This window comes from Mesorhizobium hunchu (assembly GCF_040081975.1).
In the GTDB taxonomy this organism is placed as follows: Bacteria; Pseudomonadota; Alphaproteobacteria; order Rhizobiales; family Rhizobiaceae; genus Mesorhizobium; species Mesorhizobium hunchu.
Genome location: NZ_JBEBMG010000001.1, coordinates 412,179 through 426,264, shown reverse-complemented (window position 1 = coordinate 426,264; position 14,086 = coordinate 412,179). Strand labels below are relative to the sequence as shown.

15 protein-coding genes are annotated in these 14,086 nt (G+C 65.5%); 5 read left to right on the top strand and 10 right to left on the bottom strand.

Annotation, left to right across the window (positions count from 1 at the left end; all coding sequences use genetic code 11):
- Positions 1-51: 51 nt before the first annotated feature.
- Both ABMA46_RS02120 and gcvA read right to left on the bottom strand, forming a co-directional pair.
- Positions 52-1,362: an ABC transporter substrate-binding protein gene (locus ABMA46_RS02120; protein WP_348997623.1), complete on the bottom strand. Its 1,311-nt coding sequence runs from the start codon at positions 1,360-1,362 to the stop codon at positions 52-54.
- 242 nt (positions 1,363-1,604) lie between these two features.
- The gene (gene gcvA, locus ABMA46_RS02115) at positions 1,605-2,522 is read right to left on the bottom strand and encodes a transcriptional regulator GcvA (RefSeq protein WP_348997622.1); all 918 of its coding nucleotides are present in this window, start codon (positions 2,520-2,522) and stop codon (positions 1,605-1,607) included.
- A 110-nt stretch (positions 2,523-2,632) separates the two neighbouring features.
- Here gcvA and ABMA46_RS02110 point away from each other — a divergent pair, with 110 nt between their 5' ends.
- A complete protein-coding gene (locus tag ABMA46_RS02110) occupies positions 2,633-2,836 on the top strand; it encodes a hypothetical protein (RefSeq protein WP_348997621.1) in 204 nt (67 codons plus the stop codon).
- Positions 2,837-2,929: 93 nt separating this feature from the next.
- On the opposite strand, the gene ABMA46_RS02105 is transcribed toward ABMA46_RS02110, so the two are convergent.
- Positions 2,930-3,598, bottom strand: a complete 669-nt coding sequence (locus ABMA46_RS02105; protein ID WP_348997924.1) for an HAD family hydrolase — start codon at positions 3,596-3,598, stop codon at positions 2,930-2,932.
- An 11-nt stretch (positions 3,599-3,609) separates the two neighbouring features.
- Positions 3,610-4,095 carry a dUTP diphosphatase gene (dut, locus tag ABMA46_RS02100; protein WP_348997620.1) on the bottom strand — a complete coding sequence of 162 codons (486 nt, stop codon included), beginning with the start codon at positions 4,093-4,095 and terminating at the stop codon, positions 3,610-3,612.
- Positions 4,096-4,285: 190 nt separating this feature from the next.
- On the opposite strand from dut, the gene ABMA46_RS02095 reads away from it, so the two are divergent.
- Positions 4,286-5,092 (top strand): class II glutamine amidotransferase, encoded by an 807-nt coding sequence (locus ABMA46_RS02095; protein ID WP_348997619.1) that lies wholly within the window; start codon positions 4,286-4,288, stop codon positions 5,090-5,092.
- Here ABMA46_RS02095 and ABMA46_RS02090 read toward each other — a convergent pair.
- The gene (locus tag ABMA46_RS02090; protein ID WP_348997618.1) at positions 5,082-6,155 is read right to left on the bottom strand and encodes an NAD(P)/FAD-dependent oxidoreductase; all 1,074 of its coding nucleotides are present in this window, start codon (positions 6,153-6,155) and stop codon (positions 5,082-5,084) included. The two genes, ABMA46_RS02095 and ABMA46_RS02090, sit on opposite strands and share 11 nt — an antisense overlap.
- A gap of 141 nt (positions 6,156-6,296) precedes the next feature.
- Here ABMA46_RS02090 and ABMA46_RS02085 point away from each other — a divergent pair, with 141 nt between their 5' ends.
- A complete protein-coding gene (locus ABMA46_RS02085) occupies positions 6,297-7,886 on the top strand; it encodes a peptide chain release factor 3 (RefSeq protein WP_348997617.1) in 1,590 nt (529 codons plus the stop codon).
- A 3-nt stretch (positions 7,887-7,889) separates the two neighbouring features.
- Here the strand turns inward: ABMA46_RS02085 and ABMA46_RS02080 are convergent, their stop codons facing one another.
- Positions 7,890-9,566, bottom strand: coding sequence for an MFS transporter (locus ABMA46_RS02080; RefSeq protein WP_348997616.1), 1,677 nt, complete (start codon positions 9,564-9,566; stop codon positions 7,890-7,892).
- A 108-nt stretch (positions 9,567-9,674) separates the two neighbouring features.
- Between ABMA46_RS02080 and ABMA46_RS02075 the strand changes: the two genes are divergently transcribed.
- On the top strand, positions 9,675-10,289 hold the full coding sequence (locus ABMA46_RS02075; protein WP_348997615.1) for a TetR/AcrR family transcriptional regulator: 615 nt from the start codon (positions 9,675-9,677) through the stop codon (positions 10,287-10,289).
- Positions 10,290-10,313: 24 nt separating this feature from the next.
- On the opposite strand, the gene ABMA46_RS02070 is transcribed toward ABMA46_RS02075, so the two are convergent.
- The 4 genes from ABMA46_RS02070 to ABMA46_RS02055 all read right to left on the bottom strand — a co-directional run bounded on the left by ABMA46_RS02070 (position 10,314) and on the right by ABMA46_RS02055 (position 13,297).
- On the bottom strand, positions 10,314-10,673 hold the full coding sequence (locus tag ABMA46_RS02070; RefSeq protein ID WP_348997614.1) for a helix-turn-helix domain-containing protein: 360 nt from the start codon (positions 10,671-10,673) through the stop codon (positions 10,314-10,316).
- Between the two features lie 38 nt (positions 10,674-10,711).
- Complete coding sequence (locus ABMA46_RS02065) at positions 10,712-11,227, bottom strand: Smr/MutS family protein (protein ID WP_348997613.1); 516 nt, start codon at positions 11,225-11,227, stop codon at positions 10,712-10,714.
- Between the two features lie 223 nt (positions 11,228-11,450).
- Positions 11,451-12,551, bottom strand: coding sequence for a murein transglycosylase A (mltA, locus tag ABMA46_RS02060; RefSeq protein WP_348997612.1), 1,101 nt, complete (start codon positions 12,549-12,551; stop codon positions 11,451-11,453).
- A gap of 35 nt (positions 12,552-12,586) precedes the next feature.
- Positions 12,587-13,297 carry a Tim44/TimA family putative adaptor protein gene (locus tag ABMA46_RS02055; RefSeq protein ID WP_348997611.1) on the bottom strand — a complete coding sequence of 237 codons (711 nt, stop codon included), beginning with the start codon at positions 13,295-13,297 and terminating at the stop codon, positions 12,587-12,589.
- Positions 13,298-13,477: 180 nt separating this feature from the next.
- On the opposite strand from ABMA46_RS02055, the gene ABMA46_RS02050 reads away from it, so the two are divergent.
- Entirely contained in the window at positions 13,478-13,984 is a 507-nt protein-coding gene (locus ABMA46_RS02050; RefSeq protein ID WP_348997610.1) for an FxsA family protein, read from the top strand.
- Positions 13,985-14,086: the final 102 nt, after the last annotated feature.

Sequence of the window (14,086 nt, the reverse complement as noted above, 5' to 3'; positions counted from 1 at the left end):
AGGTGGCCGCCCGGACTGGGATCCGGACGGCCAAGGCACCGGGAGGTTGCCTTATTGGAGATATCCGCCTTCCTGCATCGTCGAGTTGGCGGCGTCCTGCGCCTGCTTGAGCGCGTCGTCGACGCTCATCTGGCCGGCGAGCGCCGCCGAGAAGAGCTGGCCGACAGTGGTGCCGAGGCCCTGGAACTCGGGAATGGCGACGAACTGGCCGCCGGTATACGGCACCGGCTTCACGCTCGGCTTGGTGATGTCGGCCGCCTGCATGGCCGCCAGCGTCGGCTTGGCGAAAGGCGCGGCCTTCTGGTATTCGGGATTGGTGTAGAGCGAGGTGCGGGTTCCGGGAGGAGCCGCGGCCCAGCCTTCCTTGGAAGCGACGAGCTCGGTATAGCCCTTGCTGGTCGCCCAGGACACGAACTTCTCCGCAGCTTCCGCCTTCTGCGAGGAAGCCGGGATCGCCAGGTTCCAGGACCACAGCCAGTTGCCGTGGTTGTTTACGCCTTCCTTGCTCGGGAAGATGGCGAAGCCGACCTTGTCGGCCACGGTGGAATTCTTCGGATCGGAGACGAAGGAGGCTGCGACCGTGGCGTCGATCCACATGCCGCACTTGCCCTGCTGGAACAGCGTCAGGTTCTCGTTGAAGCCGTTGGAGGAGGCGCCCTCGGGGCCGGCATCCTTCATCAGGTCGACGTAGAACTGCAGGGAATCCTTCCATTCCGGCTGGTCGAACTGCGGCTTCCAGTTCTCGTCGAACCAGCGACCGCCGAAGGAATTGTCCAGCGCCGTCAGGAAGGCCATGTTCTCGCCCCAGCCTGCCTTGCCGCGCAGGCAGATGCCGCTGACACCAGCGGACCGGTCGGTGATCTTGCGGGCGGCGTCGCCGATGAACTCCCAGGTCGGGGAATCGGGCATCTTCAGGCCCGCCTTCTCGAACAGATCGGTGCGATACATGATCATCGCGGATTCGCCATAGAAGGGCGCGGCATAGAGCTTGCCGTCGACCGACAGGCCGCCGCGGATCGCGGGTAGCAGATCGTCGACGTCGTAGTCGGACCCCAGATTGTCGAGCGCGAGGAGCCAGTTCTGCTTGGCCCAGATCGGAACCTCGTAGTTGCCGATGGTGATGACGTCGTACTGGCCGCCCTTGGTGGCGATATCGGTGGTGACGCGCTCGCGCAGCACGTTCTCTTCAAGGGTCACCCAGTTCAACTGGATGTCCGGATTCTTCTTGGTGAAGTCGTCCGTCAACTTCTGCATGCGGACCATGTCGCCATTATTGACGGTGGCGATGGTGATGGATTCGGCATGCGCGGCGAACGCGAGAGCGCTTGCGCACAGGCCCAATGCGAGCGTGTGGAATTTCATCGAAGTCCTCCGAAGACCAAGTTGAGCATTTGCTTTGGTGATGAGCAATTACTCACTTGCCGTGAATTATGTCAAGCCGCTTTCGTTGCTGCGCTGCAGCAGAAATGACGAAGTGCGCCCGCAAATTGCACGTGGGAACGGATCGCAGCTTCGCATCCGCCGGAATCGACACGCACAGAACAGGCAGGAAATGGGGAATATCAGCGACGATGCGACTCGGGCGCGGTCGTCGGGCCGGGACCCTAACCGCCGAGCGAGCTTTTCACCTCGGCCAGGATCCATTCGCGGAAGACGCGGATCTTGGGAACATTGCGCCGTGCCGTCGGGTAGACCAGCCAATAGGCGTGACCGTCGTCGCCGACCAGGTCGAAGGGCTGGATCAGCCGGCCATCGCCGAGCTCGACCTTGAACAAGGCCCGCGTCACGATCGCCACGCCTTGGCCCGCGATCGCCGCGTTGGCCTCGTAAGCCTGGGCGCCCATAGACGTGCCGGGCCGCTCGGCCAGGCCGTCGGCGTTGACGCCGGCGGCCTCGAACCACTGTTTCCACCAAATGTCGCCAGGATCGAGGATCGGCAATCTCAACAGGTCGGCCGGTTCCTTCACGCCGCCGATGCTGGCGGCGAGCGCCGGGCTGAGCACAGGCGTGAAATCGGCGCGGAACAGCATGTGCGCCTCCATGCCGGGCCATTTGCCGCCGCCGGAGCGGATGGCGATATCGATATCCTCGCGCGCGAAATCGACGACGCGGTTGGACGTGTCGACGCGCACCGCGAGCGCGGGATGCGCGAGCTGGAACAGACCGAGATGCTGGGCCAGCCAGTTCGCCGCGAAGGTCAGGAGGGTCGAGACCGTCAGCACGCCGCCGGCTCCGCTGCGCGCCGCGCCATAGGCTTCGATGAGCAGCGTGAAGGCCTCGGCGACCTTCGGCGCCAGTCGCTGCCCCGCCTCGGTCAGTTCCACCTGGCGTGGGTTACGCAGAAACAGCGGCGCGCCGACGCGCTCCTCCAGCACCTTGATCTGATAGCTGACCGCAGCCTGCGTCATACCGAGTTCGGTCGCGGCGGCGGTGAAGGACAGATGCCGAGCGGCGGCCTCGAACACCCGGATCGCCGCGAGCGGCGGCAGGGCGGAGGTTCGTGGCGGACTGAGATCAGGCATAAGCACACCTTATGGATCATGATCGACGTTTGATTGGAAAAGCCGGCGTTTCGAGACGAACTATCCCGTCGACCCATCAATCCTATCCAGCATAGAGGAGGTTGACGATCATGACCACGGCACAGACCGGACCGGCTTTCGAGACGCGCCGCTCCTGGTTCGCCCGGCTGCTGGATCGCCTGCTCGATCCACCGAAAGGCAAGGTGACCCGTCTCGATCCGAGACGGGTGTCGCCGCATCTGCTGCGCGACATGGGCCTGTTGGACGCGGCCGTCGCACAGGAGCGCCCCGAACGCCCGCCCGCAGGATGGTAAGGTGGGCGACTACGCCCCATAGAGCGAGCCGCCTGCGCGTTGCCATTGCGGCATCACCACCAGAACCCTCATGCGAGGGCGACGGCGCCCTTGTCAGTCGACGCGCGGCGCGATCGGAACGAGCGCAGCGAGCGCGCGCATATCGTCGAACAGGATACCGCCGGCCCGTTCGAGACCGTCCCGGTCGGTGTGCGGATCGCCGCAATAGGAGAACACGCGCATGCCCGCCGCGATCCCGGCCCGGGTGCCGGCGACGCTGTCCTCCACGACGATGCAATCGGCCGCCGATACGCCCATGCGCTCGGCGGCATGGAGAAACAGATCCGGAAACGGTTTGGCCCGGCCGACCATGGTGGCGGAGAACAGGACATGCTCGAACAACGGCAGCAGGCCGGTTGCGCCCAGCGTGATGTGCATCTTCGCCACGCGCGCCGAGGAGGCCACGCAGTAGGGAATCCCGGCGTCACGGACCGAGCCGACAAAGGTATCGACATGAGGAACCATCTCGACGCGGCCGGCAAAGAGGTCCGGCAGCCCGGCATTCCACCGCTCGACGAAGTCGGCGCCGAGACTCACGCCGGCCGCCTCGACCTCCTGTTGCACCGCCACCATGCTGCGCCCTGAAAAATGCCGGCGGCAGTGCTCGAACGTCACCGGGTGTCCGGCTTCGGTCAGCCAGGCCGCCAGCCGCTCGTTGGCGATGTTCTCGGTATCGACCAGCACGCCGTCACAGTCGAAGATGACGAGGCCAGGCGTCCGCACCGGCGCGGCCGTCACGCGGTGCCCGTCGAGCCGAAACCGCCGGCTCCGCGATCCGTAGCCCCGGCCAGGCTGCGCTCCTCGCTCCTCACCTGCACCACCGGCGCGAAGACGATCTGGGCAATGCGCATGCCGCGAGTGACAATGAAATCCTCGTCGCCGAGATTGACCAGCAGCACCTTGACCTCGCCGCGATAGTCGCTGTCGACCGTGCCCGGCGTGTTGAGACAGGTGACGCCGTGCTTGAAGGCAAGCCCGGAGCGCGGCCGCACCTGGCCTTCCATGCCTTCGGGTATCTCCATGACCAGTCCGGTCGGCGCCAGCGCCCGGCGGCCGGGCAGGATGAGCAGCGGGCGGTCCTCGGGAACGGCGGCGCGCAGGTCCATGCCGGCGGCGCCGGCGCTTTCATAAGCGGGCAGCGGCAGGCCCTCGCCATGCGGAAGACGCACGAAACCGACGACCGGCCCAATGACGGAAGGATTTTGCGAGGAAGACGGCATGGCGCGATCCTATCGGACGTCCGGACGCCGGGGTCAATCTCCCTTACCCGCTTTCAACGGTTTTTCCGGCCGGGATTTATAAGAGAAAGGACGGACTTGGGAGCAAAGCGCCGGCCAACGGCGCCGTTCACCCTTTTTTACCCATAATCATGGAGATTTGTGCGCCAGCGACAGTGCGGAGACGACCACGATGTGCCGATGGGCGGCCTATATAGGCGAGCCGGTTTTCCTCGAGACCCTCGTCACCGCGCCCTGCCATTCGCTGATCGAGCAGAGCCACCACGCGCTGGAGGCGAAGACGCCGACCAATGGCGACGGCTTCGGCGTCGCCTGGTATGGCGAGCGCGGGGAGCCCGGCCTCTATCGCGACATATTGCCGGCTTGGTCGGACCCGAACCTCAAGAGCCTGTGCCGCCAGATCCGGTCGCCCCTGTTCCTTGCGCATGTACGCGCCTCTACCGGTGGCGCGACCAGCCGCATGAATTGCCATCCCTTCGTGCTCGGCCACTTCGCCTTCATGCACAACGGGCAAATCGGCGGCTTCGAGAAGATCAGGCGCGCGCTGGATGCCGGTCTCGCCGACGATCTCTACGACCGCCTCGAAGGCACGACCGACTCGGAGCTGCTCTTCCTGACCATGGTGCATGAAGGACTGGAAAGCGATCCATACGGCGCGATGGAGCGTGCCGCCAGCCGGGTAATCGCCGCGCAGCGACGCGCCGGCATCGAGCCGTCGCTCAAACTGACGGCGGCGCTGGCCGATGGTTCGGCGCTTCATGCCGTACGCTACACCACCCATGCCGCTGCACCGACCCTCTATGCCTCGGCGCTGCCGGACGGCCGCTGCCTGGTTTCCGAACCGTTCGACAGGGAAGGCTGCGACTGGCAGGCCATCCCGCCATCGAGCTTCGTGACGTTGAGCCGACAGGGGATGGCCGTTCGCCCGTTCGCGCCGGCGTTCGACGCAACGCCTGAGCGGACAGCGCTCAGCGCCTGAACCGGGCCAGGCGATAGGGCGCGAGCAACGGCTCTTCCTCGCCCTTCAGGAGTTCTCCCGACGCGAACAGGCCCACGGCCGGCGCCAGCGTCATGCCGGAGTGCATGACGGCGAGATAAAGGCCGGCCATATCCTCCGCCCGGCCGACGATCGGAAACCCGTCGGTCGGCGTCGGCCGATGGCCGACGGTGTGGAAATCGAACTCGAGCCGATCGCCGCCGCGCAGGCTTGCCTGCAACGTCGCGAACAGATCGCGCGCCGCCGCATGCGGGTCGGACCCCGGGTCGCTGCCGCCGAAATCCGAGCCGGCGATGATGCGCCCCTCTTGCGTCTGGCGCATATGCAGCCGGTCCGCCATCACGAGGCCGTTGAGCAGCCTGCCATGCGGCTTCGAGTGGACGATGAGGCCGGGCGGCGTCTCCAGCGGAATCACGATGCCCGCCGTCGCGGCGATTGCCGGCGTCGTGGCGCCAGCGGCGACCACCACCTCGTCGGCGGCAAGCGAACCGGCCGACGTTTCGACGCCGGCGATTCCGCCACCGGCCTTGGTGAGCCCGATGACGTGAACGCCGGTGCGCACCGCCGCACCCAGCCGTTCGGCATCGGCGATCAGCGCCCTGACGGCCGGGACCGGCTCGACCGCGCCCTCCCCGACGGCGTGGACGGCAAGCGCCGGCACACCGGCGAGATTCGGCTCGATGCGACGCATCTCGTCCGGCCCGACCATCCGGATGTCATAGCCCCAAGCCATATGCTCGGCGCAGTACGCTTCGAGCCCGGCTTTCGGCATGTCCCACAGCAGCCCGCCGGTCCAGGCGAGCGGCAGGCCGGGCAGATCCTTCGCCAGCCGGCTCCACTCGCGCATGGACCGGGTCCGCAACTGGAAATAGGCGCGCGGATTGCCCCAGCTCGCATTGATCCAGGCGAACGTGTTCGGCGTAGCGACGCCGCCCGGCTCGCCTTCGCTCAGCAAGGTGACCTTAGCGCCGGCCTTCGTCAGATGCCATGCAATGGAGGCACCGATGATGCCGGCGCCGACGACGATGATTTTCTTCGCTGCCATGAATATGTCTTAGCCAAACGGAACGGCGATGGCGACTGCTTGCGCGCGCAGGGCCGATCGGGTTCCCGCCTCGGACCAAAGACATCGACAGGCTGTTGCGCCGCCGCTATAAGCGCGCGCTGTTCGAACGGAATCCCTATCTTGGCCGAAGACATCAAAAAAGCGGTCGCGCGCCGCCGCACCTTCGCAATCATCGCCCACCCGGACGCCGGCAAGACGACGCTGACGGAGAAGCTGCTGCTGTTCGGCGGCGCCATCCAGCTCGCCGGCGAGGTGAAGGCGAAAAAGGACCGCATCCAGACCCGCTCCGACTGGATGAAGATCGAGCGAGAGCGCGGCATTTCGGTCGTCACCTCGGTGATGACCTTCGAATATGGCGACAACGTCTTCAACCTGCTCGACACGCCCGGTCACGAGGATTTTGCCGACGACACCTACCGCACGCTCTCGGCGGTCGACTCGGCCGTCATGGTGCTGGACGCCGCCAAGGGCATCGAACCGCGCACGCTGAAGCTGTTCGAGGTCTGCCGGCTGCGCGACATCCCGATCGTCACCTTCGTCAACAAGATGGACCGCGAGGCGCGCAATCCGTTCGAGATCCTCGACGAGATCGAGGAGAAGCTGGCGCTCGACACCGCGCCTGTGACCTGGCCGATCGGGCAGGGCAAGACCTTTTCAGGTACATACCATCTGGCTGAGAATGCGATCCGCCACTCCGACGACGAGGTCGAGCGCACCAAGGTCAACGGACCGCAGTCGGAGCAGGTGGCCGGGCTCCTGCCGGAGAACGAGCGCGCCACCTTCATCGAAGAGCTGGAATTGGCGCGCGAGGCCTGCCGCCCGTTCGACCGTGCCGCCTTCCTCGAGGGACACCTGACCCCGGTCTATTTTGGCTCGGCGCTGCGCAATTTCGGTGTCCGCGACCTGATCGAGGCGCTCGGCGCCTTCGGTCCGCCGCCACGCGACCAGGAAGGCGACAGCCGCACCATCCATGCCACCGAGGAGAAGATGACGTCGTTCGTCTTCAAGATCCAGGCCAACATGGACCCCAACCACCGCGACCGCATCGCCTTCGTGCGGGTCTGCTCGGGCACGCTCCAGCGCGGCATGAAGGCCAAGCTGGTACGCACCGGCAAGCCGATGTCGCTGACGGCGCCGCAATTCTTCTTCGCGCGCTCGCGCATCACCGCCGACGAGGCCTATGCCGGCGACGTGGTCGGCATTCCCAACCACGGCACGCTGAGAATCGGCGACACGCTGACAGAGGGCGAGGAAATCCTGTTCCGCGGCGTGCCGAACTTCGCGCCGGAAATCCTGCGCCGCGTTCGCCTCGGCGACGCGATGAAAGCCAAGAAGCTGAAGGAAGCGCTGCAGCAGATGGCCGAGGAAGGCGTGGTGCAGCTCTTCTCGCCGGAAGACGGCTCGCCTGCCATCGTCGGCGTGGTCGGCGCGCTACAGCTCGACGTGCTCAAGGAGCGCCTCAACGTCGAATACAATCTGCCGGTCGATTTCGAGATGTCGCGCTTCTCGGTCTGCCGCTGGATCTCGGCCGACGACAAGGCCGATCTGTCGCGCTTCGTCGAAGCGCATCGCGGCGATATCGCCCGCGATCTCGATGGCGATCCAGTCTTCCTCGCGCAGCACGAGTTCTCGCTGAACTACGAGGCCGAGCGCTGGAAGGCGATCCGTTTCGCCACGCTCAAGGACTATCAGGTACGCGAGGCGGCCTGATCCTTAAGCCCCGCGCGGCGCGAATGTCTGCTTGCGCTCGGCGTCCGTCGTTTTCCTGCGCGTATCCGCGCCGCCGCGCCAGGAAGCGAAGGCGGCCAGGAGATAGAGCAGCGCCGAGAAGGTGAAGGCGAACAGCAGGCCGTGCTTGAACGGCTCCGCCATCAGGCCGGGGAAGAATTCGTGACCGGTCAGCGTCGCGACATTCTGCGCCGGCAGCGCCGCCAGCACGTCCGGCGGGATCAGCTCACCCATCGGATTGTAGCCGAGAAAGGCGGCGAACAGGCTCGCCACCGGGGGCAGGTTGGCGATCTGATGCGCGACAGCAGCCGGCACCTGCTCGCCGACCAGTCCGCTTTCCATCGCGTGCGGCAGCGATTCGGCGAGGCCGATAAGCATCAGCGAGAAGAACAGGCCTATCGACAGCACCTGCCCGGCATTGGTGGTGGTGGCGCGCACGCCGGATGCCTGACCGCGCTCGCCGGCGGGAACCGAGTTCATGATCTGCGTCGAGTTCGGCGCCACGAACAGGCCCGAGCCGAGACCGTTGAGGAAGAGCAGAGCCGCGAAGGCGATGTAGGAAAAATCCGACGGCAGGAGCATCAGCGCCACGAAGCTCGCAGCGCCTGCGACCATGCCGCCGACGGCGAAGGGAACCTCGCCGAAACGGTCGGACAGATAGCCCGATACCGGACCGGCGATCAGGAAGCCGATGGTGAGCGGCAGCATGAAGATGGCCGACCACAGCGGCGTCTCCTCGAAGGAATAGCCGTGCAGCGGTAGCCAGATGCCTTGCAACCAGACGATCAGCATGAACTGCAACCCGCCGCGCGCGATGCCCGATGCGAGATTGGCGACGTTGCCCCAGGCGAAAGCCGGGATGCGGAACAGTTTCAGGTCGAGCATCGGCTTGACGACGTGTCCCTCGATCAGGACGAAAGCGATGAGGCACAGGATCCCGACGGCGAAGAGGACAAGCACCTTGGGGCTGGTCCAGGCCATCGTCTGCGCGCCATAGGGCTGAAGCCCGTAGGTGATGGCGGAGAGGATCGTCACCAGCCCGACGCCGAAGGTGACGTTGCCGGCCCAGTCGATCGTGTGTTTGCGGCGATCCGGCGCATCGTGCAGCTTGAGGTAGGACCAGATCGTGCCGACGAGGCCGAACGGCACGTTGATCCAGAACACCAGCCGCCAGTTGGTGTCGGCGAGCAGGCCGCCGATCAGGAGGCCGACGAACTGGCCGCCGATCGCCGCGACGACGTTGATGCCGAGCGCGAAGCCGCGCTCGTTCTCGGGGAACGCGTCGGTGAGCAAAGCCGTGGAATTGGCCATGATCAGCGCACCGCCGATACCCTGGATAATGCGCACGGTGACCAGATAGGAGGCGGCGAAATCGCCCTGGCCAGGCAGCAGACTGAGCGCGACGGAGGCCAGGGTGAAGATGGCGAAGCCGAGATTGTACATGCGCGCCCGGCCGAACTGATCGCCCAGGCGGCCGAACGCCACCACCAGCACGGCAGTCGCGATCATGTAGCCGATGATCGCCCACAGAAGGTAGTTGATGTTGCCGGGGTCAAGCGCCTTGAGGCCGATGCCGCGAAACACCGCAGGCAGGCTGATCAGCAGGATAGAGGAATTGATCGCGGCGGCGAGCATACCGAGCGTGGTGTTGCTCAGAACCATCCATTTATGGCTCCGAAGTTCGCGAGTGTCGGCGTGCATGGAGATGCCTTAAAAAGCTGGCGCGGCAAAACGTCAGACGATATATGAGGATAGGCTCAGGTACGGTATATGAGGATGGCCTCGGAAAAAGCAAGGGCAAAAAAGCCGCAAGCGCGCGCACCGCGACAGGAGCGTGGACGCGCGCGCGTCGCCGCGCTCCGGGCGGCGGGTGCGGAGTTGTTCGCCGAAAAGGGATTTGTGGCAACAACCATGACCGAGATCGCGGCGAAAGCGGGAGCCGCAATCGGCACGCTCTACCTTTTCTTCCCGACCAAGGACGCGCTGGCACAGGCGATCCTGGCCGACCACGCCGACGAGCTTTCTGCCATGCTGGACGACCTGCGCAACGCCTGCGAGGGCGAGCCGGCATCGATGATCGCCGACCGATTGTTCGAGGCGCTGGGCGATTTCGTGGCGCGCCATCCGGCCTATTCGGCGCTGCTCGACCTGCCGGGAGACGGCGCCTGGCGCAAAGCCATACGGCTGCAGCGACGTCAGCAGATCGCCGCGCTGTTTTCGGGCGCAGTGCCTCCGGTGCCTGACGAAAAGGCCGAGCGACTGGCAATCATCGTGCCGCAACTCATGCGCATTCCCATCACCATGAGCGGCGAGAAGCGGATGCGCGAGGCGGTGCTGGGGGAATTGCGGCTGATGCTGACCCAGCATCTTTCATCGGCCGGCTGAAGCAGGTCGACCGTCGCAGGCAGTCTAGGTCGACCGCCTGCGGATCACAGCCATGATCTCGGCTATACGTGCATCGTCGAGCCTATCGATGGTCTCGGCGAGCGCATTTGCGAGTTCCGTCGCCGCCGGCGAGAGGCCGGACGTGTCGATCCTGACGCGGGGATGCGAGGATTCCGCCAGGCGCTGCAAATCCTCCGCCTCGTCCCAGATGATGTTGAAATAGCCGATCATCTTCTGGATCAGCGTCCAGCTCGGCACGCCGCGACGGCCATGCTCAAGCGCGGAAAGATAGGCCGGACTGACGCCGATGGCAGCCGCCATCTCCTTCTGGCTCACCCCGCGCTCGGCACGCAGGACCCTGAGCCTTTCCCCGAACGGCGTCACGGTCGTCTCCTCATGGCCGTCTCCTCATGACAGGGCCGTCATGTGCGGACGCGCCGCAGCCGCACATAGAGCGCGCCGGCGCCGCCGTGGTGGCGCGCGGCGTGGTCGTGGCTCGACACCAGCGGCCTGAAGGCCGGCGTGGACAGCCAGGCCGGCACCGAACGCCGCAGCACGCCGTCGCCGCCAGAAGACGATCCCTTGCCGGTGATCACCATCACGTAACGAAGGCCGCCAGCATGGGCACGGTGAAGGAAGGAATAGAGCAGCGAATAGGCTTCGTCCTGCGTCATGCCATGCAGGTCGACTCGGGCCTCGATCGGCATGCGGCCCTTGGCGAGCTTGTCGAGCGTCGGCCGGTCGAGCACATGCGACACGGAAGACGTCTTCGGCTTGGCGGCGGCGACGTATGGCGCCGCCGACGGTGCTTCGGGCGCTGGCTGCGATGGCGCCTCGGGCAGGATGGGCGGCGCCCTGCCCTCCAGCGGTGTGGCAGTGCGCGCCACCAGGCTCCAGAGTACACGGTCCTCTTCGGAAAGGTTTTTGGAGCGACTCATCGATTCGGCTCCGGAACGGAACGCGAAGGCAAAGACACGCTAGCAGCACCCCCACCCCTGACCCCTCCCCACAAGGGGGAGGGGGACTTTCCTGCGCCGCTTCCCCGTCTCGATTGGACACGAAAGCGAATCGCACCGAGCCGCCAGCATCCCCCTCCCCCTTGTGGGGAGGGGTCAGGGGTGGGGGTGCTCCGGCGAGACAAATCAGGCGGTGACGTGCCCATCATCCGCCCCCGATCAGGGCACGCGGCACCAGCGCATAGAAATCCGCTTCGTTGCGGACCACGCCGGCGATCTCGCCTGCCGCATCGCCGGACCCGGCGAACAGATCGCCGCGCGCCTCTCCTATGATCGCCGAGCCGGTGTCCTGGGCGATCATGAGGCGGCGGAAGGGACGGCCGTCGAAAGCGGTGAGCGACGGCGCGTCTATGTGAAACGGCGTGCCAAAGGTGTGCAGGAGGCGGTCGACGGCGATGGAACGGCCGGGCGTCAGGGGAACCTTGGCGGCGGCCACCGGGCCGAGCGACGGATCATCCACTTCGGCTTCCCGGAAGAAGATATAGGAGCGGTTGCGCCACAATATCTCGTCTACCCGGTCAGGATGGGCGCGGAACCAGGCGCGGATCGACTGCATCGTCACCTTCTCCAGCGAGATCTCGCCGAGATCGACGAGGACGCGGCCCGGCCCGGTGAAGCGCTGGCCGGATTTCGCCGCATAGGTGACGCGTATCAGGCGTCCGTCGCGCATATGCAGGCGCGCCGCGCCCTGGACATGGATGAAGAAGGCGTCCACCTTGTCGGCCAGCCAGGCGATCTCCAGATTCCTGCCGGCAAGCGCACCGCGCTCGATCTCACCCCGGTCGAAATATTCGACGGGGCCGTCCGACTTGGCGCGAGCGAAGGCGAGATAGAGATCCATTTCCGCAGGGCGGTTGGCGTCGTCGATATCGACAAGATCGGCGGGGCGCGACAGAAGCGGAACGGTAAAGTCCCGGGTCCGAACAGGCGATGCCGTAGCCTCCGGCTCGTAGAAGCCGGTGACGAGGCCGGGCGCGCCGGTCGCATCGCCCACGCGCATGGGAACAAAAAAGTGCTCGAAGAAAGCGCGGGCGTCGGATCGATTCGGCTCCGCAACGGCCCGTGCCGCATCATAGGCATCCGCGAAAGCCATGCCGTCAACGCCGAGCGAGCCGGTGCGGTAGGGTTTTTCAGGAAACCGGAAAGCCGAACGTCGGAAAGCCGCGAAAGCCCCGCGGTGGTCGTCCTCGACCCAGCCGGGCAGTTCGGCGAAGGAAACGGGGCAGAGCAGCGGCGAGAGCGTCATGGCGGCGTCCATCCGGCCCGCTGGCAAGCCTGGAGTTAGTCTTCCGCCTCGGTGGCGACGAGTTTCCAGTTCGGATCCTTGGAGCGGGTGTCGCGCGCGAAGGTCCACACGTCCTTGACCTCCGCGACCGTCTCGGGGTCGCCGTCGATGACCGTGCCTGCCTTGTCGCGGGTCGCCGAAATCAGCTCGCTGACGATGCGCAGCGTGACATGCGCTTCCGATCCCTTCATCTCGGCGCCGACGAGATCGGCCTTGTCGATGCCGACGAAGGACGACTGTATCTTTTCCGATTTCGCCTCGCGCTCGGAGATCGCCTGGACGAAGCCGTCGTAAACCTCGCGCGACAGGAGGGTCTTCAACGTCTTGCGGTCGCCGTCGGCGTAGGCCATCACGATCATCTCGTAGGCGGTCTTGGCGCCTTCGACGAAGCTTTTCGGCTCGAAGGACTGATCGGCGTCTTTGACCGCCCGCAGGCCTTTGTTGAGATCGGTGTCGGGCTTCGCAAAAGCATCGATCGAAGCATAGACGTCGGGCGGCGGCAGATCGCCGGAAGCGGGCTTGCGCGGCAGCGATACGACGTTGTCGGGCGCCGGTGCGGCGTCCTTGTCGCGGGCGCGCCCGGCCGTATAGGGATCGAAGGGCGGCCGCTCATTGCCCGTGCGACGGCCCAGCACGTTGCGCAGCTGGAAGAAGATCACCACCGCCGCGACTAGGAAGAAAATCGTGCCGAAGTCAAAAAATCCCATGAGCCCTTCAATCGATCCCTGAAGCCTTGCGGCGAGCCATGTCTTTGATGGCGTCCAAGCATCAAAGCATATAGAACGTGCGGGGCAATCATTCAAATCAAAGGCGGCCATGCCTATCTGAGGCAAAAGGACACCAGCCGGGCACCTGCCAGGTGCCGCAACGTCACGGATAAACAGCCTTTGCGCTTCTTCTTCCTTCCTGCCTTCATCTTCGCGCTGCCGCTTATTGAAATCGCAGGCTTCGTCCTGGTCGGCCGCCAGATCGGCGCGCTCGCGACGGTTGGGCTGGTGCTGGCCTCGAGCGTCGCCGGCATCCTGCTTCTGCGCCACCAGGGTTTCGGCGTGATGAGCAGGGCGCGGGCGGAGGTGGCGGCGGGGCGCGACCCGTCCAGGCAGCTCGCACATGGCGTCATGATCCTGCTTGCGGCGCTGCTCCTCATCATTCCGGGCTTCCTGACCGACATCATCGGCCTGCTTCTATTCCTGCCGCCGGTCCGCGACCTGGCCTGGAGGCTCGTCAAGGACCGGATCATGGTGGTGACCAGCTTTCCCAATGGATTCGGTGGGGGATTCGGCGGGTCGCGGCCCGGCGGACGCAGAGACGGCCGCACCATCGATCTTGACGCGGAGGATTTTTCGCGACGCCCCGATCCGGACTCGCCCTGGCGGCGGATCGGCGACGAGTAACCCCTCAAAACCTTGTATTGGCGGAACGGGCATGATAGCGAACCCGCGATTTCGGCAGGATGGCAATCGTCCGCGCCGCACCGTGATCGCGAGAGAGGAAAC